Source organism: Streptomyces sp. NPDC002573, assembly GCF_042889625.1.
In the GTDB taxonomy this organism is placed as follows: domain Bacteria; phylum Actinomycetota; class Actinomycetes; order Streptomycetales; family Streptomycetaceae; genus Streptomyces; species Streptomyces gibsoniae.
This window is the reverse complement of the sequence record NZ_JBIARC010000001.1, coordinates 422411-444785: the sequence shown is the minus strand read 5'-3', so window position 1 is coordinate 444785 and position 22375 is coordinate 422411. Positions and strand designations below refer to the sequence as shown.

Genomic DNA, 22375 nt, shown 5'->3' with positions numbered 1-22375 from the left:
GATTCGGGCGGCGGGTCAGCCCTTCGACGGGTGCGGGGTCGAGCCGTACGCCTTCAGGAAGCGGTCGCGGAAGGCGCTCATCTTCCACACCGGCGCGTTGTGCGCGGGCCGCAGGCCGTCCGACCAGCCCCAGTCGGCGATCTTGTCGAACACCTTCGGGTCCTTGGCGACGATCGCGCACGGCACGTCACGGCTGGCGTGGTCGCCGCTGACCCGGGAGATCGGCTGGTGGTCGCCGAGGAACACGAGGACCGTGTTCTCGTTGCCGTAGCGCTCCAGCCACTGGGTCAGGGCCGTCACCGAGTACTGGATGGTCTTGCCGTACTCCTCCTTGGACCGGGTGGGGTCGGCGATGATGTCCGCCGGCTTGTTGCCCGCCTTCTGGATGGCGTCGAAGATCGAGCCGTTGCCCAGCTGGTTCCAGGGGACCATCTTCGGGATGGGCGCCCAGGGCTGGTGGCTGGAGGTCAGGATGACGAACGACATCAGCGGCTTGTCGTGCTTCTTGCCGTGCACCCGCTGCTGGAACTGCTCCAGCGCGTACTGGTCCGGCATCGTCGACCAGCTGAACTTCGGGCCCTTGTAGCCGAGCTGGAAGGCGTTGTAGACCTTGTCGAGGCCGTACCACTTCGACTCCGGCCAGCCCTTCTGCACACCCGGCATGACGCCGACCGTGTCCCAGGCGCCGGTCTTCTTGAACGCGTCGGTGAGGGTGAGGTGGTCGCTCGCGGTGACAGTGCGGTAGCGGTTCTGGTTGCTGACCCACAGGCCGGACATGAACGTGGAGTGGCCGAGCCAGCTGCTGCCGCCGTAGGTCGCCGAGGTCAGCCAGCCGCTCTTGGCGTGGAAGCCGGCCTTCGCCAGGGCCTGGGTGCTGGAGTCCAGGGTCTTGTCGACGCCGGGCGCCATGATCGGGTCCTCGACGGCGCTACGGCCGTAGCTCTCGATGAACGTGAAGATCATGTCCTTGCCGCGCAGGTCGGGCACGAGCTGGGAGCCCGGGGTGTTGCCGAAGGTGTCCGCCCTCGCCGTCTTGCCGAACTCCCGCTCGTCACGGACCGTCTCCCGGATCCGGTCGGAGCGGTACTGGAGCATCGTGACGGTGTGCTCGGCGGCCAGCGGCACGCCGGCGACCTGGAGGCTGAGGGCCTGGCAGGTCATCCACACCATGCTCAGTACCAGGACGCTGCGGGTGGTGGTGGCGCGGTGCCGGGCCATCACGTTGCTCAGCCGTACGACGGCGAGCGCCGAGACGCCGAGCACGACGACGGGAATGACGAGAGCCGCGATCAGCACGCCCAGGGCGCCCGTTCCGCCCAGTGTGTCCTGGAGATAGGAGTAGGCGTCGGTGAACAGCGGCCAGTCGAGGATGACGTTGAAGCCGCGGCCGAGGTACTGGTAGAAGCCGACGTCCAGCAGGTTGAGGATGGTCAGCACACCGAGCAGGACGCCGCCGAGCCAGGCGGTGATCAGCCGGGGCCGGCGGGGCAGCGCGGTCAGCACGACGGCGCCGATCAGCGCCTCCACCGGGAGCCGGGTGAACTGGGCGAGCTCGAAGTTCTCCGGCCGGTTGGGCAGCACGAACGAGGCGACGACGAACAGACCGGCGAGCACGGAGACGCTGATCCCGATGACCTTGGCGGCCACCGGGTTGTTCTCCTTCCAGGCGCGCAGCCGCCGCCCGCGCCGGGAGCGGGCGGACGGGACACCGGCTGCCGTCCCCCCTTCCTCGGTGACGGGTACGGGGTTGCTCGCGCCCTTGTCCGCGTCGGGTTCCTTGTCCGCGGCTGCGGGAATGGCTGACTCTACGTCAGTATCCGCATCCGCGCCTGCACTTGCCGCTGTCTTTGTGTCAGCTTCCTTGTCCGCGCCTGCCTTTGCCTCTTCCTCTGCGTCAGCTGCCGTGCTCGCAGCGGCCTTTGCCTCTACCTCTGCGTCAGCGTCCTTTTCCTCAGAGGTGTCTGCGTCCGTCTCCGCGGTCGTGTCCGCGTCCGCGTGCGTGGTCGTTGCCGCTTCCTCGCCGGTGGCTTCGTCTTCGGCGGCGACGGGGGCGTCAGCGGAAGTGGTCCCCTCCGCCTCGTCGTTCTCATCCGCGGCCACGGGCTCGTCGGTGGGGGCGGCCTCGGCGGTGCCGGGACCGTCCGGCTCCTCCGCTGTCGGGTGCTCCGACGGCTCCGACGGCCGTTCCTCCGCGGTCCGGTGCTCCGAGGTCGGTTTCTCCGGCGACGTCTCCGGAGCGGCCGCAGTCCCCTCCGCGTCCGGCTGTTCATCCTCCGCCGGCAGCACCCCGTCGGCGACCACCCCAGCCTTGTCCTGCGTCTGTCGTTGACGTGTGTTGAGAGGCAACCCGAGGGTCCTTCCGTGCGAAGCCCGTGGTGGAGGGGCGGGCCACGCTGGGGAGGCTGGGCCCGCCATCATCCCGTACGGGCCGCCGCCGGGCTACGTTCAAGCCGACCGCCCCAGCGCCCGGCAAACACCCGGCAAACCCGAGGTCAACCGGCTCCGCCCGGCTCCACGGACACGCGCGTCAGGCGCCCCCGACCGCGGTGAGCAGCGCGAGCGGTGTCGCCGCCGAACGGGACTCCCGGGTGCAGGCGTGCGGGTACGGCACCGGCTCCGGATGGGTGCCACGGCCGTAGCCCGCGTACGCCTCCGGCAGCCGGTGGCCCGTCGCCGTCGACGCCTCCACCAGCGCGTTCGCCACCGTACGGGCCTCGTCGTGCAGCCCGTAGCGGGCCAGGCCGAGCGTGATCAGCGCGTTGTCGTGCGGCCAGACCGAGCCGCGGTGGTACGACAACGGGTGGTACGCCGCCTGGCCCGCGGCCAGGGTGCGCACCCCCCAGCCGGAGAAGAAGTCCGGTTCCAGCAGGCGCCGGCCGACCAGCTTGCCGTACTCCTTGTCCAGCAGGCCCGACCACAGCAGATGCCCCGCGTCCGACGCGAGCGCGTTCACCTGGCGGCCCTCGCCGTCCAGTGCGAGCGCGGGGAAGGAGTGCTCCTCCATCCAGAAGTCGCGCTGGAACCGGTCGCGCAGATCCCCGGCCGCCTGTTCCAGCAGCGCCGCGTACACCTCGTCGTCCCACACCGTGCGGGCCAGGTGCGCGGTGCGGCGCAGGGCGTCGTACGCATATCCTTGCGCGCCCGCCGCCATCACCGGTCCGTGCGGACGGCTGCCGTCGGCTGAGCAGATGGCGCCGGGGGAGTCCTTCCAGTTCTGGTTGGCGAGGCCGCCCTGGTCGGCGCGGTAGACGAGATAGCCCCGGGAGGTGAGCCCGCCGTGGTCCAGCATCCAGCCGATCGCCGCCCGCGCGTGCGGTTCGAGGCGGCGGGCCGGCGCCAGGTCGCCGGTCTGCTCGACGTACGCCCCCAGCAGCACCAGGAAGAGCGGGGTCGCGTCGACCGAACCGTAGTACCGCCCGAACGGCACCTGCCCGAAGTGCGCCAGCTCGCCGTGCCGCACCTCGTGGACGATCTTTCCGGGCTGGGCCACCGAACGTGAGGTGACCTCGGTCGCCTGCGTCGCGGCGAGCGCGGGCAGGGTGGCGGCGGCCAGCCGGGGGCGGTAGGGCAGCGCGAAGAGGGAGGTGAGGAGCGCGTCGCGGCCCAGCAGCGCGAGGAACCAGGGGGCGCCCGCGGCGGGGACGAGGAGTTCCTCGCCGTCGGGTCCGGTCGCCGGGACCTGGAGCGAGGCCAGGTCGTTCAGGCCCTGAGCGCACGCCGTGGCCAGTTCGGGCCAGCCGGTGGGGAACGCCACGCCCTCGACGAACGCGTCCTCCAGTGCGTGCAGTTGCTCGACGGCTGCGGCGGGGGACGCCGGGACCGCGGGGGCCTGTGCGACCCCGTGCGGCCGGGCGGCGACCCGCAGCAGCAGCTCCGCCGAGCCGTGCGGGTCGAGTTCCAGCGCCCACACCAGGCGGCGGGCGCCCGTGCCGGTCTCCTCCACGCCGTCCGGCGGGGGCTCGGACGTGACGGTGGTGCCGGACTGCCACTCGCCGCGCCGGTAGCCGAACTCCACGCCGTCGTCGCGGACCTGACGGGATCGCACGGCACCCGACTTGGCGTACGTGCGATGGTCGGAGCGCAGCTCGAACTGGTCCGTGAAGTCGGCGTCCGCGGTGACCGCCACCCGTACCCTGGTCGGCACCGGGCGGTTGTTGGTGACCCGCAGCGACTCCACGAACGCGCCGTCCACGACGGCCTGTTCACGGAAGAGGGTGTATGCGGGCGGCTCCTGCCGACCGCCGCGCGGTACGAGGACGCAGTGCGCCGTGTCCCCTGCGGTGACCGGGGTGAGCACCTCGGGCACCGCGCCGTCGACGGTGAGCTGCCACCGGCTCAAGTGCCGTGCGTCCCGTACGAAGAACCCGGCCGGGGAGTTGCCGCCCCGCACTCCGCTGATGTCGCCTCCGTCGCCCACGGCGGCGAACGTGCCGCCGTGCACGAGCAGATGATGCCGGTCCGTCATCCCCGGTCCTCTCCCTTGTCGCTCCTGTCGAACGTGCCGGTGTCCGCGGGGGATACGCCACGTTTGGTAAGGGATTCCCCCTTATTTGGCTTTCTCGGGTGCGCTGGTGGGTGTGGGGGGTTGTGCAGCAGATCGAGGGTGAGCGCGGCGGTCCAGCTGAAGCCCTGCACGCCGCACGCCTCGCCGGTGTACGGGTCGACGTACTCGGCGAAGTCCGAGGTGTCCGCCGTCTCCAGCAGGGCCTCGCGCAGGGCGTCGGCCGCCGGCTGCTCCCGGTGTGTCCTCAGGCCGCGCTCCAGCAGCCAGCCGATGTTGAACCATGCCGGGCCGCGCCAGTAGCGGTGCGGGTCGAAGGCCTCGCCGAGCAGGTCGTAGCTCGGCACGAGCCGGGTCGCGCCGCCCAGCCCGAAGTGGGGACCGGACAGGGTGCGCACGAGTGCGGCCGCGATGTCGCGGGGGAGCGTGGGCAGGAGCAACGGGACGAGTCCGGAGACGCAGCGCTCGGGGACGAGGGCACCGGAGGGGGAGCGCTGTTCCGTTGAGAGAGCACCGCTCTGAGAGCGGTGCTCCGTCGGGAGAGCGCTGCTCCGAGAGCGCCGGCCCGTCGGGAAGGCGCCGCTCCGAGAGTGCCGCTCCGAAGAGAGTGCACCGCTCTCCCGTGAGCGCTGCTCCACGTGAAGAGCACCGCTCTCGTCCACCCTTCCACGCAGATCCCGGCAGAAGAACATCCCCTCGGCCGGGTCCCAGAGGCGGTCGACGAGGGCCGTCGTCAGGCGCTGCGCGCGGGCATGGCGGGCGGTGCCCGTCGCGCCCAGCTCCCGGGCTATCCGGGCCAACGCGTGCTCCGACGCGATCAGCAGCGCGTTGAACGCCGGGTCCTCCACCGCGAACCCTCCCTCCCCGTCGGCGTACCCGCCCGCCCGGTAGTCCGCCGCCAGCCGTACGTACCGCCCGTAGTCCAGGTCCGTGGGGCGGTCCTGCGGTGCGCCGTGGTCCAGGTCGGCGCGGCGGAAGTCGCGGGCCGGGGCCGGGGTGATCCGGGACAGCGGGGCGTCCCAGGCGGGGCTGTTGTCCATGCCCTGTTCCCAGGGGTGCACCACCGAGACGAGCCCGCCGCCGCCCAGGTCCCGCCGGTGCAGCAGATAGCGGTGCCAGGCGGCGAGGCGTGGGTAGACGCGGGGGAGGAAGCCGCGCGCCCGGGACAGCCCCGGGTCGGCCCGGTGCACCAGCCAGGCCGCCAGCGCGTGCACCGGTGGCTGCACGATGCCCGAGGTCTGTACGGTGCGCGGGGCGCCCGCAGCGCGCCCCGCGGTCGAGGAACGCCAGAAGTCGGGGCTCGGGAAGTAGGCGTCGAGCGGTACGGAGGGGTTGAAGACGATGTGCGGGATGCGCCCGTCCGCCCACTGGGCGTCGAGGAGCGTCTCCAGTTCCGTCTGCGCCCTCAGCGGCGACAGATGGCGCAGGCCGATCGCGATGAACGCGGAGTCCCAGGACCACTGGTGGGGGTACAGGCTGTGCGACGGCACCGTGGAGGTGCCCGTCCAGTTTCCGTCGAGCACCTGTGCGGCCCTCGCGTGCAGCGCCCCCCGGCGGGTGGACGGACCGTATACGGCGGGTCCGGGGCGGGGGCCGAGGCGTGGAGGGGGCGTCGGTGGCGTGCCGGGAGTGCGTACGGGACGGGCTGGTTCCGTACGGCGGGCGGTGAGTCGGGTGGTGCGGTCCACTCAGGTCTCCCTGAACGACGTCCTGCCGCTCGGTTCGGCAGTGGCTACCGTGGAGTTACGTCTATTTAACAAGCAAAACTCACTATGTAAGGCGCGGTTGGTGAACGCAAGGGGGTGCGCATGAGAGGAAGAGCCGGGACGCCGGGTCGGCAGGCCGGCGCGGGAGATCTGCTCGCGCTGGTCCGCAGTGGCCGGGCCACGACCCGGGGTGCCCTTCAGCAGGCCACGGGCCTGTCCCGGGCCACGGTCGGCCAGCGCCTGGACCGTCTCTTCCGGGCCGGCTGGCTGCGCGAGGGCGCGGGCGGACCGGTGGACTCCCCGCTGGGCGGGCGCCCCTCGATCACCCTGGAGTTCGACGACGCCCATGCCGTGGTGCTCGCCGCCGACCTCGACACCCGGCACGCCCGCGCCGCCGTCCTCTCCCTGACCGGGGAGATCCTGGCCGAGCACACCGGGGTCCTGGTCATAGAGGAGGGCCCGGACGTCGTGCTCGGCGAACTGGGCCGCCGGTTCGCCCGGCTGCTGGAGGAGGCGGGGCACGGGGCGCACGAGGTCTGCGGGATCGGCCTCGCCGTTCCCGGACCCGTGGACAGCGACACCGGACGAGTCGTCCAGCCGCCGATCATGCCCGGCTGGGACGCGTACGACATACGCGGGCGTCTCGGCCGCGCCTTCGCCGAGCATGCGCACGGGGCCACGGACGTGCCGGTGCTCGTGGACAACGACGCGAACCTGATGGCGTACGGGGAACAGCGTGTCGCGCACCCGGACTGCTCGGCGTTCGTGCTGGTCAAGGTGTCCACCGGCATCGGCGCGGGGGTGGTCGTCGACGGCCGGATCTACCGGGGCGTCGACGGCGGCGCCGGGGACATCGGCCACATCCGGGTCCCCGAGGGGTCGGGCGCGCTGTGCCGCTGCGGTTCCTACGGCTGTCTCGCCGCCGTCGCGAGCGGCGGTGCCGTCGCGCGCCGGCTCGCGGAGCAGGGGGTGCGGGCCGCCTCCGGCTCGGACGTACGGGAGCTGCTGGCCGCGGGGAACCCGGAGGCCGCCGCGCTCGCCCGGGAGGCCGGGCGGCGGGTCGGGGACGTTCTCGCGACGGTCGTGACGCTGCTGAACCCGGGGGTGCTGATGATCGCCGGGGATCTGGCCGGAACACCCTTCCTGACGGGGGTGCGGGAGCTGCTGTACCAGCGGGCGCTGCCGCGTTCCACCGCGCATCTGGACGTGGTGACCTCCCGGCTCGGGGAGCGGGCGGGCCTGGCCGGGGCCGGTGCCCTGGTCGTCGAGCATCTCTACACACCGGAGCGGGTGGAGGAACGGCTGCTCGCGCTCGGGGTATGAGGCGCGATGCGGTCCGGAGGTGCGACGCGATCGGGAGGTGCGACGCGATCGGGAGGTGCGACGCGATCGGGAGGTGCGACGCCCCCGCGGCGTCGTGCGCATGACGCGGACATTTCCGTCCGTACGGGCGTCCGCATGGTGAAAACGGGCTGCCTCGCATAGCGTGATTCTCGCCACCCCTGATAGTGGTTGCGCTCAGATGAGCAGAACTTGGGCGACTGCACTTCTCAAAGGATGGCACTCAGTGCCACCCCTTGATCGTTCATCGATCGAACTCAAACGTGGCGATAGCTGCTCATTTGAGCGGCAAAACGGGTCTACGGGTGTTGGCGCGTTCAAGAAGTGAAAACATCCCCCGGTCGGCGCTTGCGAAGCTTTGACTTTCGATCCAGTGGCGGACGAGTGGTTACAGGCGCATGACGCGCAAGTGGACGTACCCAGGCTCCTTCGATCTGGGTATGTTCCTCGCCGTCAGGGCAGCCACCGCGTCCTCGAGGAGTCGAGACCGTGTCGGAAAACAAAGATCCCCACGTAACGGAGAACGGCGTGGAGGGTGTGAAGTTCGTCTACGACTTCACCGAGGGCAACAAGGACCTCAAGGACCTCCTGGGCGGCAAGGGTGCGAACCTCGCCGAGATGACCAATCTCGGTCTGCCCGTCCCTCCGGGCTTCACCATCACCACCGAGGCCTGCAAGGTCTACCTGGACAGCGGCCAGGAGCCCGCGGCACTGCGTGACGAGGTGAGTGCGCACCTCTCCGCCCTTGAGGACCGCATGGGCAAGAAGCTCGGCCAGGCCGACAACCCGCTGCTGGTCTCGGTGCGTTCCGGGGCGAAGTTCTCCATGCCCGGCATGATGGACACCGTCCTGAACATCGGCCTCTCCGACAAGTCGGTGCAGGGCCTGGCGAAGCAGGCCGGCGACGAGCGCTTCGCGTGGGACTCGTACCGCCGCCTCATCCAGATGTTCGGCAAGACCGTGCTCGGCGTCGAGGGCGAGCTCTTCGAGGACGCGCTGGAGGCGGCCAAGACGGCCAAGAAGGTCACGGTCGACACGGAACTCGAGGCCGCCGACCTCAAGAAGCTGGTCACCAAGTTCAAGAAGATCGTCAAGACCGAGGCCGGGCGCGACTTCCCGCAGGACCCGCGCGAGCAGATGGACCTCGCCATCAAGGCGGTCTTCGACTCCTGGAACGGCGACCGCGCCAAGCTCTACCGCCGCCAGGAGCGCATCCCGCACGACCTGGGCACGGCGGTCAACGTCTGCTCGATGGTCTTCGGCAACCTGGGCCCCGACTCCGGCACGGGCGTCGCCTTCACCCGCGACCCCGCCTCCGGCCACCAGGGCGTCTACGGCGACTACCTCCAGAACGCGCAGGGCGAGGACGTCGTCGCGGGCATCCGCAACACGGTGCCGCTCGCCGAGCTGGAGCAGATCGACAAGAAGTCGTACGACCAGCTGATGCAGATCATGGAGACCCTGGAGAACCACTACAAGGATCTCTGCGACATCGAGTTCACCATCGAGCGCGGTCAGCTCTGGATGCTCCAGACCCGCGTCGGCAAGCGCACGGCGGGCGCCGCCTTCCGTATCGCCACGCAGCTGGTGGACCAGGGTCTGATCGACGAGGCCGAGGCGCTCCAGCGCGTCACCGGCGCGCAGCTCGCGCAGCTGATGTTCCCGCGGTTCGACGAGAGCGCGAAGGTCGAGCAGGTCGGCCGGGGCATCGCGGCCTCGCCGGGCGCGGCGGTCGGCAAGGCGGTCTTCGACTCGTACACCGCGGTCAAGTGGTCGCGCTCCGGCGAGAAGGTCATCCTGGTCCGCCGTGAGACCAACCCCGACGACCTCGACGGCATGATCGCGGCCGAGGGCATCCTCACCTCCCGCGGCGGCAAGACCTCCCACGCGGCCGTCGTCGCGCGCGGCATGGGCAAGACGTGTGTGTGCGGCGCGGAGGAACTGGAGGTCGACACCAAGCGCCGGCGGATGACCGTGCCCGGCGGCCATGTGGTCGAGGAGGGCGACGTCATCTCGATCGACGGGTCGAGCGGCAAGGTCTACCTCGGTGAGGTCCCGGTGGTCCCCTCCCCGGTCGTGGAGTACTTCGAGGGCCGGATGCACGCGGGCGCCGACGACGCCGACGAGCTGGTCGAGGCGGTGCACCGGATCATGGCGTTCGCCGACCGCAAGCGGCGCCTGCGCGTGCGTGCCAACGCGGACAACGCCGAGGACGCGCTGCGCGCGCGGCGCTTCGGCGCGCAGGGCATCGGCCTGTGCCGCACGGAGCACATGTTCCTCGGTGACCGGCGCGAGCTGGTCGAGCGGCTGATCCTGGCCGACACGGAGGCCGAGCGCGAGGAGTCCCTGAAGGAACTGCTCCCGCTGCAGAAGAAGGACTTCGTCGAGCTCTTCGAGGCGATGGACGGGCTCCCGGTGACCATCCGCCTTCTCGACCCGCCGCTGCACGAGTTCCTGCCCGACATCACCGAGCTGTCGGTGCGCGTGGCGCTGGCGGAGTCCCGCCAGGAGCCGCACGAGAACGAGCTGCGCCTGCTCCAGGCCGTGCACCGGCTGCACGAGCAGAACCCGATGCTGGGCCTGCGGGGCGTGCGCCTCGGCCTCGTGATCCCGGGCCTGTTCACCATGCAGGTACGGGCGATCGCCGAGGCGGCGGCCGAGCGCAAGGCCGCGAAGGGCGACCCGCGCGCGGAGGTCATGATCCCGCTGGTCGGCACGGTCCAGGAGCTGGAGATCGTGCGCGAGGAGGCGGACCGGGTGATCGCCGAGGTCGAGGAGGCCACGGGCACCCGGCTGAAGCTGGCGATCGGCACGATGATCGAGCTGCCGCGCGCCGCCCTGACGGCCGGGCAGATCGCCGAGGCCGCCGAGTTCTTCTCCTTCGGCACCAACGACCTCACCCAGACGGTGTGGGGCTTCAGCCGGGACGACGTGGAGGCGAGCTTCTTCACGGCCTACCTGGAGAAGGGCATCTTCGGCGTCTCCCCGTTCGAGACCATCGACAGGGACGGCGTCGGCAAGCTGGTCCGTGACGCGGCCAAGGCGGGCCGGGAGACCCGGCCCGACCTGAAGCTCGGTGTGTGCGGCGAGCACGGCGGCGACCCCGAGTCGGTGCACTTCTTCCACGAGGTGGGACTGGACTACGTGTCCTGCTCGCCGTTCCGGATCCCGGTGGCCCGTCTGGAGGCGGGCCGGGCGGCCTCGCAGTCGCAGGGCAGCGACCACCGCTGACCCGCACCGCAAGACCTCCGGAGCCGTCGTCGGTACCCGACCCTCACCGACTCACGAAGGCGGCTCCGGACCATCCGGAGAGGGCGGCATCCCTGTGCGGGGGATGCCGCCCTCTCGTCGTGCGCGTATGCCGTGCCTCGGCCCGGTGGGCGTAGCTCGCCCCCTCACACCGGCGCCCGGCCCCCGCTGAGCGCAGCGTTCCGCCCGGGAAACAGCGGTGATGCGGCCGGGTAACGTCGGCGCCGCACGCTGCGGTGCATGACCTCGGACATGCGCGCGGCGACGACCGGCACCGGACTCGCAGACACCCCCACGATCGTGCTCGTCGGCCATGGCATGGTCGGCCAGCGCTTCCTCGAGGCGCTCGCCGAGCGCGGTCTGACCGCCACGCACCGGGTGGTCGTGCTGGGCGAGGAGCCCCGCCCCGCCTACGACCGAGTCCACCTCACCTCGTACTTCACGGGCACGACCCCGGACGAACTGTCCCTGACGGACCGGGAGTTCATCGCCCGGCACGGTGTCGAGCTGCACCTCGGCGACCCGGTGACCGCCGTCGACCGGCAGGCGCGGACGGTGACCGCCCGGTCCGGGCTGACGGTCCGGTACGACACGCTCGTCCTCGCCACCGGCTCCTTCCCCTTCGTCCCGCCCGTCGCGGGCAGGGACGCGACGGGCTGCTTCGTCTACCGCACCATCGAGGACCTGCTCGCCATCGAGGAGTACGCGAGGGCGGGGGCGGTCACGGGCGCGGTGGTCGGCGGCGGTCTCCTCGGCCTGGAGGCGGCCGGCGCGCTCAAGGGACTGGGCCTCGCCACCCACATCGTGGAGTTCGCGCCGCGCCTGATGCCGGTGCAGGTCGACGAGGGCGGCGGCGCCGCCCTGCTGCGCACCATCGAGAACATGGGCCTGACCGTGCACACGGGCACCGGCACCCAGGAGATCCTCACCGGCGAGGACGGCGCGGTGACGGGCATGCGGCTGTCCGACGGAACCGTGCTCGCCACCGACATGGTCGTGTTCTCGGCCGGGGTGCGCCCCCGCGACCAGCTCGCCCGTTACTGCGGCCTCCCGGTCGGCGAGCGCGGTGGCATCACGGTCGACGAGCGCTGCCGCACCGTCGGCGACCCACGGGTGTTCGCGATCGGCGAGTGCGCGCAGGCGGCCGACGGGCGGGTCTACGGCCTGGTCGCGCCCGGCTACGAGATGGCCGGGACGGCCGCCGCGACCATCGCCGCCGACGAGGCCGACCGCTCCTCGTTCACCGGCGCCGACCTGTCCACCAAGCTGAAGCTGCTCGGCGTGGACGTGGCCTCCTTCGGCGACGCGCACGGCACCACCGCCGACTGCCTCGACGTCGTCTACGCGGACGCCCGCTCGGGCACGTACAAGAAGCTGGTCATCGGCCGTGACGGCGAACTGCTCGGCGGCATCCTGGTCGGCGACGCGGAGGCGTACGGGACGCTGCGCGCGCTCACCGGCTCGGTGCCACCCGTCGCCCCCGAGCAGCTCGTGCTCCCGGCGGGCTCCGGCGGCCCGGCGCAGCTCGGTCCGTCGGCGCTGCCGGACGAGGTGGTCGTCTGCTCCTGCCACCACGTCACCAAGGGCGCCATCCGCGCCGCGGTGACCGAGGAGGGCCGTACGACGGTGCCCGAGGTCAAGAAGTGCACCAAGGCCGGCACGGGCTGCGGCAGCTGTCTGAAGGTGCTGGGGCAGCTGGTCGACGCCGAGCTGGAGGCGGGCGGCATCGAGGTCGACAAGGGCCTGTGCGGCTGCTTCGCGCAGACCCGCGAGGAGCTGTACGAGATCGTCCTGGCGCTGCGGATCACCTCGTACCGCGCTCTGCTGGAGCGCCACGGCCGGCAGGGGGCCCGGGACGGCGACGGCTGCGAGACCTGCAAGCCGGCGGTGGCCTCGATCATCGCCTCGCTCGCTCCCTCGATCGGCGCCGACGGCCACATCCTGGACGGGGAGCAGGCCGCCCTTCAGGACACCAACGACCACTTCCTCGCCAATCTGCAGAAGAACGGGTCGTACTCCGTGGTGCCCCGGGTCCCCGGCGGGGAGATCACCCCCGAGAAGCTGATCGTGATCGGTGAGATCGCCCGTGACTTCGGCCTCTACACGAAGATCACCGGCGGTCAGCGCATCGACCTGTTCGGCGCCCGGGTCGAGCAGCTCCCTCTCATCTGGGCCCGGCTGGTGGACGCGGGCTTCGAATCGGGGCACGCGTACGGCAAGGCGCTGCGCACCGTGAAGTCCTGCGTCGGCCGGACCTGGTGCCGCTACGGCGTCCAGGACTCGGTCCGCATGGCGATCGACCTGGAGCTGCGCTACCGGGGCCTGAGGTCCCCGCACAAGCTGAAGTCGGCGGTCTCCGGGTGCGCCCGGGAGTGCGCCGAGGCCCAGTCGAAGGACTTCGGGGTGATCGCCACCGCGGGCGGCTGGAACCTCTACGTCGGCGGAAACGGCGGCGCCACCCCGCGCCACGCGGATCTGCTCGCCCAGGATCTGTCGGACGCCGAACTCGTCCGGCTGATCGACCGCTTCCTGATGTTCTACATCCGTACCGCCGACCCCCTGGAGCGCACCTCGGCCTGGCTGGAGCGGATCCCGGGCGGCCTCGGCCATGTGCGGGACGTGGTCGTGCACGACTCGCTCGGCATCTGCGAGGAGCTGGAGAACCTGATGGCCGCGCATGTGGCCAACTACCGCGACGAGTGGGCGGAGACCCTCGGCGACCCGGAGCGGCTGGCCCGGTTCGTGTCCTTCGTCAACGCCCCCGACACCCCCGATCCGGTCGTCGGCTTCGTCGCCGAGCGCGACCAGATCAAGCCCGACCTGCCGCTGCTGACCCTCGGCAGGCCCCCCCTGGAAGGAAGTGCCTCGCGATGACCCTGCTGACCCTGGCCCCCGAGAAGACGGAGCGACGCGTCCAACTGCGCTTCGGGGAGGACTGGCTGACGCTCTGCGACCTCGCCCTGCTGACGCCGGGGCGCGGGGTGGCGGCGCTGTTGCCGGACGGCCGTCAGGTCGCCCTGTTCCTGGACCGGGCGGGCCGGCTGTACGCCGTCGACAACCGCGACCCGTTCGGCGGAGCCGCCGTTGTCTCGCGCGGTCTGACCGGCACCCATGAGGGCCGGCCCTATGTGGCCTCGCCGCTTCTCAAGCAGCGTTTCGACCTGCTGTCCGGGCAGTGCCTGGACGACGAGACCGTGCGGCTGGCGACGTACGAGGTGCGGACGGCCTGAACACGCCACCCTGCTGTCCTCAGCGACCGTCCCCGGCGGTCAGCGACTGCCGGTCAGATGCGCGAAGACGACCACGTTCCCCTGGTAGCCCGTCGTCCTGGAGTAGCCGCCGCCGCAGGTGATGACCCGCAGTTCGGGGCGGGGCGCCGCCCCGTAGACCTTCTGGTCGGGGAAGTCCTTCGCCTGGTACACCTCGACCGCGTCGACCGTGAAGACGGCCGTCGACCCGTCGCGCCGGTCGACCTCGATCGTGCTGCCCCTGCCCAGTGCGCCGAGGTCGTAGAAGACCGCCGGGCCCTCGGCGTTGTCGACATGCCCGGCGACGATCGCGGTGCCGGTCTCGCCGGGCATGGTGCCCGCCTCGTACCAGCCGGCGAGGTTCTTGTAGACGGCGGGCGGGACGTCGAGGCTGCCGGTGCGGGTCAGCCTGAGTCCCATCAGCGGGGCGTCCACGCGTATCGAGGGGATGCGTATCCGGTCGGGGACCGAGGGCGGCAGCGCGGACACGGCGGCCGGCTCGCGTCCGACGTGCGCGACCGTCCGGGTGTCCGAGGGCTGCGGTGGGGCGTGGGTCTCGGCGGCGCCGCGCAGCAGCCACACCCCCGAGCACAGGGCGATCACCGTGACGGACGCTATGACGACGTCGCCGGCCGTGCCGGACCTGCCGACCTTGCGCACGGGGTCCTCCTTCTCGGACCGGCGGCCCTGAGGGCCGTGGGCCTTGGGGCCCCCTCCGGGCCGCGAGGGGCAGTCGGACCCGGAGGGGGATGGGGAGGGCGGTACCGGTGAGCGGACAGCGTGGGAGCGTCCGCTCACATCTCGTCGGCTCGTAGCCTGCGATGCAGGAGCCAGGTACCGCCCGCGGCGGCGACGGCGAGAGCCGCCATACCGGCCGCGGTCTTCACGGGGTCGGGGCCCAGTGCGCCGCCGACCCCCGTCTTCATGCTTCCCCGCGGCTGGGTCTGGGCCGCGGTGAGGGTCACCGTCAGATCGCCGGTCACGGTGGCGTGCGCGCCGCCCGAGCACTTGGCGACGATCTCGTACGTGCCGGGCTGCGCGCCCGGCGGGACCCGGAACTGCCCGCTCGCGTACTGCTGGTGCGTGCCGGGCGCGATCACGAACTGGCCGGCCCCGACCGCGCTGGCGTCGCCCGCCGCCGCGCGGTTAGCTCCGCACGCCGCCGTGTTGACGGTGACCTGGGCGCCGGGAACGACGGCGGAGGGGGAGACCTCCAGGATTCCGGTGTCACCGGCGTACGCGGGCGCGGCGGCGAGGACCGCGGCGCCGAGGGCGAGCGCGGTGCCGGTCAGGGGACGGGCCGTACGTCGCATCGTGTGTGCTCCTCCGAGAGGGCACGGCCCGCGGCATCCCCAGCATGCCGCTGTGTCGGTCGTGCCCTTGCTCTTCCGAGGAAAAGGGCACCGGGCGGGTACCGCTCGTCGACGATGCGTCCGCATCGTGGCGAACGGGTGCTCAGCCGCGCTCCTCGCGGGTGAATCCTGGAGGCGTTTGCGCAGGTCACGACCGCACGGCGAATCCGTCGCGGAAAAGATCACGAAAGCTGGAGTAGTGGCGATGAACGGGTGACGGGGACAGGGCGGGGCCGGCCGGGTGCCGGCACCCGGCCGGCCATGACCGACCGTCAGGCGACGTTCACCGCGCTCCATGCCGCGGCCACCGCGTTGTACTCCGCGCTGCCCGCGCCGTAGAGGTCCTTCGCCGCGTTCAGGGTCGCCGTGCGCGCGCCCGCGTAGTTCGTCGAGGACGTCATGTAGACCGTCAGGGCCCGGTACCAGATCTTGCCGAGCTTGTCCCGGCCGATGCCCGCGACCGTCGAACCGTCGCAGGTGGGGGAGTTGTAGCCAACCCCGTTGAGGGTCTTCGCGCCGCTGCCCTCCGCGAGCAGGTACGCGAAGTGGTTCGCGACGCCCGAGGAGTAGTGGACGTCGAGGTTGCCGACCGAACTGCTCCAGCAGTCCGCCGAGTTTCCGTCCTTGGACGGCTGGTCCATGTACCGCAGCGCCGACTTGCCGAAGCCGGAGCGGACGATCTTCTCGCCGATGAGGTAGTCACCGAGGTCGGAGGAGTTGTTCGCGTACCACTCCACCAGCGTCCCGAAGATGTCCGAGGTCGCCTCGTTCAGGCCGCCGGACTCACCGGAGTACGTCAGTGCCGCCGTCTTCGACGTCACGCCGTGGGACATCTCGTGGCCCGCCACGTCCAGCGCCACCAGCGGCCCGAACGTCGTCCCGTCGCCGTCGCCGTACGTCATGCAGAAGCAGCTGTCGTCCCAGAAGGCGTTGTTGTAGTTGTTGCCGTAGTGCACGCGGTTGTACGAGCCCTTGCCGTCGCCCGCGATGCCGTTCCGCCCGTGGACGTTCTTGTAGTAGTCCCAGGTCTCGTCGGTGCCGTACTGCGCGTCCACCCCCGCCGACGAGCGGTCGGACGTCGCGCCCGTGCCCCAGTGGTTGTCGGCGTCGGTGAACAGGGTGGCGGGGGCGCGGCTGAAGCAGATCCCGAGGAAGCACAGGTCCGTCTTGTTCGCGGCGTCTCCGGTGTACGTGTTGCCGCGCGTGGCGTCCTTGAGCTGGTACGTCGACCCGGACTGCGTGGTCTCCAGCGGGACCGTGCCGCTGTAGAGGGACTGTCCGTCGCCGCTCGCGGTCTCGATGCTGTCCCAGGCGTCGATCTGCTTGCCGGTGCGGGCGTCGGTGAGGACCGTGCGCGCGACCGGGTTGCCGAGCGAGTCCTGGCCGACCGCATCGGTGCGCCAGGCCAGCCGGGGCGCGCCGCGCAGCGCGTCGACGACGAGCTGCGGCTTGGCGGTCACGTTCTTCAGCAGTTCTCCGGCGTTGGCGGCACGCAGCGCGGCGGAGGCGAGGTCGGCGGCCTCGGGGGCCTTCACCGAGGGGGTGACGGTCGGCAGGGAGACGGTGCGCCGGGTGGCCAGGTCCGCGCTGCGGTAGGTGCCGTTCGGGGCGAGATGGACGACGAAGTCGCCGCCGAGGACGGGGAGGTGACGGTACGTTCGGTCGTAGCGCACATGCTGGGTGCCGTTCGCGTCTACGACGACGTCGCGGACGCTGGTGCCCTCCGCCGACGTGAGGCCCAGACGCGAGGCCTGGTGCGCCAGCGCCGCGGTGGCGTGGTCGATCGCGGTGGCGCGGCCGGGTCTGTCGGCCGCGCCGGCGGCGGGGGCGGGGGCGAGAGCGGCGGCGAACAGGGCCGCAGTGGTCACGGCGGTGCCGGCCGCGGCGAGACGGGAACCTCGGATGTGCCGTATCCGACTCATCGGTCTCCTCGGGAAGGCGCCCGGGGGCGCGTGTGGGGAGCCAGGGGCGTGGGTCCCCTGACGTCGCTCAGATTTAAAGGTCCATGACATGTCATGTCCATAGCGCGTTCGCGGAGGTATGTGTGGGGGGCAGAATCGTTCCTGCAAGGCTTCGGTAGAGCGCGGAAGGAGAGCGCCATGGTCAGGGCCGGCGGATCCGCCCGGGACGGCGGCCGGGAGGCGGGCCCGTGAGTCTGCCGTTCTTCGTGTACGGGACCCTGCGCCCCGGCGAGCGCAACCACGACCTGTTCCTGCGCGGCCGCACCCGCTCCGAGGAACCGGGGCTGCTGGCCGGGGCCGTGCTGTACCACGGCCCCGGATACCCGTACGCCGTGGAGACGGACGGTGGCACGGTCAGCGGCGACATCGTCACCGCGCTCCCCGGCTCGTACGACGCGCTCCTCGTCGCCCTCGACCGCCTGGAGGACTGTGTGCCGGGCGACCCCCGCAGCCTCTACGACCGGGTGGCGCGGGAGGTGACGGCGGGAGACGGCCGGGCCGTACGGGCCTGGGTGTACGTCGCCGGGCCGGCCGTCGCGGCACGGCTGCGGACGCACGGCAGACGCGTCGAGGGCGGCGACTGGCGCGCCCGGGGGTGAGCCGGGCGCCCCCGCGCGCGCGGAGTTGTGAGCCCCTGGCCCCCTGTCGCTCGTGCGGGCGACCGCACCGTGCGTCCCCTCCCGCCGCCGCCCCGCACGGCCCTAGGGTCCCGCCCATGACCGACAGCGACATCACCCGGCGGCGGGCACTCGCGCTGGGCGGCGCCGCCGCGGGTGCCGTCCTCGGATTCGGGCTCTTCTCCGTCCTCTCCTCGGACGACGACACCGGTGCTCGGGGGCGTGAGGGGGCCGGACCCGGTCGCGACGGGGTGCCGGACACCGCACCGGACGCCGAGCTGTGCGTGCTCAACCGCAGTGTGGTGCCGGGCCCTTACCACCTGGACGGCGCGCCCCTGCGCAAGGACGTCACCGAGGGCAGGCAGGGCGTTCCGCTGAGGCTGCGGCTGACCGTGCGTGACCATCCGCACGCCTGCGCCGTCCTCGCGGGCGCCGACGTCGAGATCTGGCACTGCGACGTCTGGGGCTCTTACTCCGGCCATCCCGACGCGCGTCCGGGCGACCGGGCACCCGCGCCGGGCGGCCCGGCCGGCTCCAGGACGTTCCTGCGTGGCGCCCAGACGACCGACGACGCGGGCCTCGCCGAGTTCACCACGGTCTTCCCCGGCTGGAGCACGGGCCGGGCCCCCCACATCAACGTCATGGTCCGCACCGGCGGCAGCTGGACCGACCGGGGTTATCAAGGCGGCAGGGTCAACTGGACCGGACAGCTCTTCTTCCCCGACCGCTACACCGACGCGGTGTACGCGAGGACCCCGTACACCCGGCGCACCGGCACGCGCACTCCGCTCGCCGAGGACCCGGTGTACCGCAGGGGCGGCGGGAAGGACGGACTGATGAGCGTCACGGGGAGCGTGGGCCGGGGGCTCGTCGGGGTGCTGACCATCGGCGTCGACCCGGCGCGGGAGCCCACGCCGTCCGCGACGAGCACCCCGCGCACCGCGAGGACACCGGCACCGGACAGCGCGGCGAGCGCCTCCCGCCCGGCGAACCCCCCGTCTCCCTGAGCCCCGGCCCCGTCACCGCCCCGACGCGGCCAGGGCCTTCTCGACCCCGGGCTCCCGCGGGCCGAGGAACCTCGGGTCCGGGTGGAACACCACGTCCAGGGCCGCCTTGCCCGCCGCGAAGACCTCCCGGGTGCCGCCGTAGTACCAGGTCACGTCGTGCTTGGCGTCGACACCGACGCCGTACGACGTGATGCCCGCCGCCCGGCACAGGGCGACCGCGCGGCGGATGTGGAAGCCCTGGCTGATCAGGACCGCCCGCTCCACGCCGAAGATCTTCCGGGCACGGACGCAGGAGTCCCAGGTGTCGAAGCCCGCGTAGTCGCTGACGATCCGTTCGTCCGGCACGCCGTGCCGCGTCAGATAGGTGCGCATCGCGTCCGGCTCGTCGTAGTCCGCGCGGCTGTTGTCGCCGGTGACGAGCACGACCCCGATGCGGCCCTCCCGGTACAGCCGGGCCGCCGCGTCCAGACGGTTTGCGAGGTACGGCGACGGCTCGCCGTCCCACAGACCCGCGCCGAACACCACGGCGACCTGCGTCCGCGGCACGTCCGCGACCGTGCGCAGCCGGTCGCCCGTGGCGAGATACAGCCAGGTCGACGGCAGCAGCGCCAGGACGCACAGCAGCATCAGGACCTGAACGGTGCGCCGCCGCCCGGTGCGGGTGCGCGGCAGCCTCGGTCTGCGGATCCTCAGGCGCGGCAGGCCCATCGAAACGCGTCCCCTCCGGGAGTCGGTGGTGCACCGGTCGTCACCGGTCGTCGTCAGTGGAGACGCGGCGTACGGTGATCCGGTTCGCCCACCGAGCCGCGGGTCCCCGGACGCCTCATCACACCACCCGCACCGCTGCCGTGAAACCCCGGAAAACACCCGTCACGGCCCTGCAACGGCACGGCAACGTGGCACCGCCAGGATCGGTCCATGACGGCGTCGAACCCCTCCCACGACGAGTCCCGCCCCGGCGGCCGGCCGCCCCACGGCGCCGGCCTCGACAGCGCGGCGCAGCTCATGAACCGGATCGCCGGCGAGCTCGGCAGCCGGCTCAGCCTCGTCTCCCGCGACGGCACCCGGCACCCGGCCCCGCCCACGCTGGTCCTGGTCGCGCACGGCAGCCGCGACCCGCGGGCCCTGTCCACCGTGGGCGCCCTCGCGGAACGGGTGCGCGAACTGCGGCCCCGGCTGCCCGTGCGCCTCGGCCACATCGAGCTGAACGCGCCACTGCTCCCCGACACGCTCGCCTCCCTCGGCGAGGGCCGGGCCGTGCTCGTACCGCTGCTCCTCGGCCGCGGCCACCACGTCAAGCGGGACATCCCCGAGATGGCCGGCGCGGCGCGGGCCGGCACCCGCGTGGCCGCCCCGCTCGGCCCGCACCCCCTGCTCGTGGAGACGCTCTACGCCCGGCTCGTCGAGGCCGGCTGGCCGGCCGAGGGGAGCGACGCCCGGCGCCGGGCGAGCGCGGTGGTGCTCGCCGCCGCCGGCTCCCGCGACCCCGACTCCGCCGCCGACACCCGCCGCACCGCCCGGCTCCTCGCCGAACGCCTCGGTGTGCCCGTCGTCCCCGCCTACGCCTCCGCCGCCACGCCCACCGTGTCCGCGGCGGTGCGCTCGCTCGCCGCCCGCGGCCACCACCGGATCGCCGTCGCCTCGTACTTCGCGGCGCCGGGCCGGTTCGCCACCGAGTGCGCCGCGGCGGCCCCCTGGATCGCGGCCGCCCCGCTCGGCGCGCACCCGGCCGTGGCCCGTCTGGTCCTGCACCGCTACGACCAGGCCCTCGCCGCCTCCGAGCCGGCCGCCGTCCACGCCCTGGCGTCGGCCTGACCGCGACCGGCCCGCGCGGGAAACGGCCGAGTCCAAGCGGACGCCGACATCCCGATTGTCACCGGCTGCGTCTACTGTCGGGTCATGGACGGGACTGCACCGAAGGGCCACACGACCTCCGCGCGGTACGGGGACGGTCCGGCGACCGCCCGGGCCTACGACGCCACGGACACCGAGCGCTGGGCCGCCGAGCCGGACAAGCGCCCGGGCCGCACCGCCTTCCAGCGCGACCGCGCCCGCGTGCTGCACTCGGCGGCACTGCGCCGTCTGGCGGGCAAGACCCAGGTCGTCACCCCGGGCAGCGTCCCCCAGGTTCTCGGCTCCGCTCGAACAGGGGGGACCCCCACCGACGCCTGGGACGCGAGCCCTCGCACCCGGCTCACCCACTCCCTGGAGTGCGCCCAGGTCGGCCGGGAGCTGGGCGCGGCCCTCGGCTGCGACCCGGACCTCGTCGAGGCCGCCTGCCTCTCCCACGACCTCGGCCACCCGCCCTTCGGGCACAACGGCGAACAGGCGCTGAACGAGTTCGCCCGGGACTGCGGCGGCTTCGAGGGCAACGCCCAGTCCCTGCGCCTGCTCGCCCGGATCGAGCCCAAGCGTTTCGTGCGCAGCCCAGGCACCGGCGAACTCGTCAGCGTGGGGCTGAACCTCACCCGCGCCGCCCTCGACGCCGCCACCAAGTACCCCTGGCCGCGCGGCGCCCACCCCGCCGACCCCGCGTCCCCGAAGTTCGGGGTCTACGAGGACGACCGGCCCGTCTTCGACTGGTTCCGCAAGGGCGCCCCCGACGACCGCACCTGCTTCGAGGCCCAGGTCATGGACTGGTCCGACGACGTGGCCTACTCGGTGCACGACTTCGAGGACGGCCTGCACGCCGGTCACATCGACCCGGGCTGTCTGCACGCCGACCCCGAGCGGCAGGCGGTCTTCGCCGTCGCCCTCGGGCGGTACGTGGCCGCGGACACCGACCCCGAGGAGCTGGCCGAGGCCCTCGACCGGCTGCTGACCCAGGAGTGGTGGCCGCACGGCTACGACGGCTCCGCCGTCGCCCAGGCCCGGCTGAAGGACGCCACCAGCCAGCTCATCGGCCGCTTCTGCCTGGCCGCGGAGGGCGCGACCCGGGCGGCCTGGGGCAGCGGCCGCCTCACCCGGTACGCCGCCGAACTCGTCGTCCCCAGAAGCACCCGCATGGAGTGCGCGGTCCTCAAGGCGGTCGCCGACCGGTATGTGATGCAGCGCGCCGAGCAGGAGCGGATCCGCGCCGAGCAGCGGATCGTCGTGGCCGAACTGGCCGAGGCGCTCACCGCCCGCGCGCCCGAAGGGCTCGACCCGCAGTTCCGGGCGCTGTTCCACGAGGCGGCCGACGACCGCGCCCGCAAGCGGGTGATCGTCGACCAGATCGCCTCGCTCACCGACGCCTCGGCGGGATCCCTGCGCGCCCGGCTGACGGGACGCGGGTGACCCGCACACACTGAGACAGCCGGGACATACGGGTCCAGGAGGTGACCCTGAGTGGCCTGATCGGGCCACCCCCTCTTCCCGCAGCCCACCACGTGCGGGACGCTCCCATGTGGCGAC

Annotated in this window: 15 protein-coding genes; 8 read left to right on the top strand and 7 right to left on the bottom strand. The window is 72.3% G+C overall.

The features are described from left to right. Positions 1-15: 15 nt before the first annotated feature. From ACFYX0_RS02035 to ACFYX0_RS02025, 3 genes are all read right to left on the bottom strand, one after another. The gene (locus ACFYX0_RS02035) at positions 16-1647 is read right to left on the bottom strand and encodes a sulfatase-like hydrolase/transferase (RefSeq protein WP_388965343.1); all 1632 of its coding nucleotides are present in this window, start codon (positions 1645-1647) and stop codon (positions 16-18) included. An 880-nt stretch (positions 1648-2527) separates the two neighbouring features. Then, positions 2528-4465 carry a glycogen debranching N-terminal domain-containing protein gene (locus ACFYX0_RS02030; protein WP_388965256.1) on the bottom strand — a complete coding sequence of 646 codons (1938 nt, stop codon included), beginning with the start codon at positions 4463-4465 and terminating at the stop codon, positions 2528-2530. Then, entirely contained in the window at positions 4462-6189 is a 1728-nt protein-coding gene (locus ACFYX0_RS02025) for a hypothetical protein (RefSeq protein ID WP_388965253.1), read from the bottom strand. Before ACFYX0_RS02025 ends, ACFYX0_RS02030 begins: the two co-directional genes overlap by 4 nt. Positions 6190-6309: 120 nt before the next feature. Here ACFYX0_RS02025 and ACFYX0_RS02020 point away from each other — a divergent pair, with 120 nt between their 5' ends. The 4 genes from ACFYX0_RS02020 to nirD all read left to right on the top strand — a co-directional run bounded on the left by ACFYX0_RS02020 (position 6310) and on the right by nirD (position 14027). Continuing rightward, the gene (locus ACFYX0_RS02020) at positions 6310-7530 is read left to right on the top strand and encodes an ROK family protein (protein ID WP_388965251.1); all 1221 of its coding nucleotides are present in this window, start codon (positions 6310-6312) and stop codon (positions 7528-7530) included. Positions 7531-8037: 507 nt separating this feature from the next. Then, positions 8038-10779, top strand: coding sequence for a pyruvate, phosphate dikinase (ppdK, locus tag ACFYX0_RS02015; protein WP_388965248.1), 2742 nt, complete (start codon positions 8038-8040; stop codon positions 10777-10779). Positions 10780-11037: 258 nt separating this feature from the next. Then, the gene (gene nirB, locus ACFYX0_RS02010) at positions 11038-13671 is read left to right on the top strand and encodes a nitrite reductase large subunit NirB (protein ID WP_388965245.1); all 2634 of its coding nucleotides are present in this window, start codon (positions 11038-11040) and stop codon (positions 13669-13671) included. Positions 13672-13676: 5 nt separating this feature from the next. Next, complete coding sequence (gene nirD, locus ACFYX0_RS02005; protein ID WP_388965340.1) at positions 13677-14027, top strand: nitrite reductase small subunit NirD; 351 nt, start codon at positions 13677-13679, stop codon at positions 14025-14027. 39 nt (positions 14028-14066) lie between these two features. On the opposite strand, the gene ACFYX0_RS02000 is transcribed toward nirD, so the two are convergent. The 3 genes from ACFYX0_RS02000 to ACFYX0_RS01990 form a co-directional block, all read right to left on the bottom strand. Continuing rightward, positions 14067-14705 carry a class F sortase gene (locus tag ACFYX0_RS02000; protein WP_388965242.1) on the bottom strand — a complete coding sequence of 213 codons (639 nt, stop codon included), beginning with the start codon at positions 14703-14705 and terminating at the stop codon, positions 14067-14069. A gap of 134 nt (positions 14706-14839) precedes the next feature. Next, a complete protein-coding gene (locus tag ACFYX0_RS01995) occupies positions 14840-15358 on the bottom strand; it encodes a hypothetical protein (protein ID WP_388965239.1) in 519 nt (172 codons plus the stop codon). 311 nt (positions 15359-15669) lie between these two features. After that, positions 15670-17319: a M4 family metallopeptidase gene (locus ACFYX0_RS01990; protein ID WP_388965236.1), complete on the bottom strand. Its 1650-nt coding sequence runs from the start codon at positions 17317-17319 to the stop codon at positions 15670-15672. Between the two features lie 227 nt (positions 17320-17546). On the opposite strand from ACFYX0_RS01990, the gene ACFYX0_RS01985 reads away from it, so the two are divergent. Both ACFYX0_RS01985 and ACFYX0_RS01980 read left to right on the top strand, forming a co-directional pair. Continuing rightward, positions 17547-17957, top strand: a complete 411-nt coding sequence (locus ACFYX0_RS01985) for a gamma-glutamylcyclotransferase family protein (RefSeq protein ID WP_355919567.1) — start codon at positions 17547-17549, stop codon at positions 17955-17957. Positions 17958-18073: 116 nt separating this feature from the next. Continuing rightward, positions 18074-18982, top strand: a complete 909-nt coding sequence (locus ACFYX0_RS01980) for an intradiol ring-cleavage dioxygenase (RefSeq protein ID WP_388965234.1) — start codon at positions 18074-18076, stop codon at positions 18980-18982. A gap of 12 nt (positions 18983-18994) precedes the next feature. On the opposite strand, the gene ACFYX0_RS01975 is transcribed toward ACFYX0_RS01980, so the two are convergent. Further along, positions 18995-19690, bottom strand: coding sequence for a vancomycin high temperature exclusion protein (locus tag ACFYX0_RS01975; protein ID WP_388965231.1), 696 nt, complete (start codon positions 19688-19690; stop codon positions 18995-18997). Between the two features lie 210 nt (positions 19691-19900). Here ACFYX0_RS01975 and ACFYX0_RS01970 point away from each other — a divergent pair, with 210 nt between their 5' ends. Continuing rightward, positions 19901-20797, top strand: a complete 897-nt coding sequence (locus ACFYX0_RS01970; protein WP_355919576.1) for a sirohydrochlorin chelatase — start codon at positions 19901-19903, stop codon at positions 20795-20797. A gap of 84 nt (positions 20798-20881) precedes the next feature. Beyond that, positions 20882-22258: a deoxyguanosinetriphosphate triphosphohydrolase gene (locus ACFYX0_RS01965; protein WP_388965229.1), complete on the top strand. Its 1377-nt coding sequence runs from the start codon at positions 20882-20884 to the stop codon at positions 22256-22258. Positions 22259-22375 lie beyond the last annotated feature (117 nt).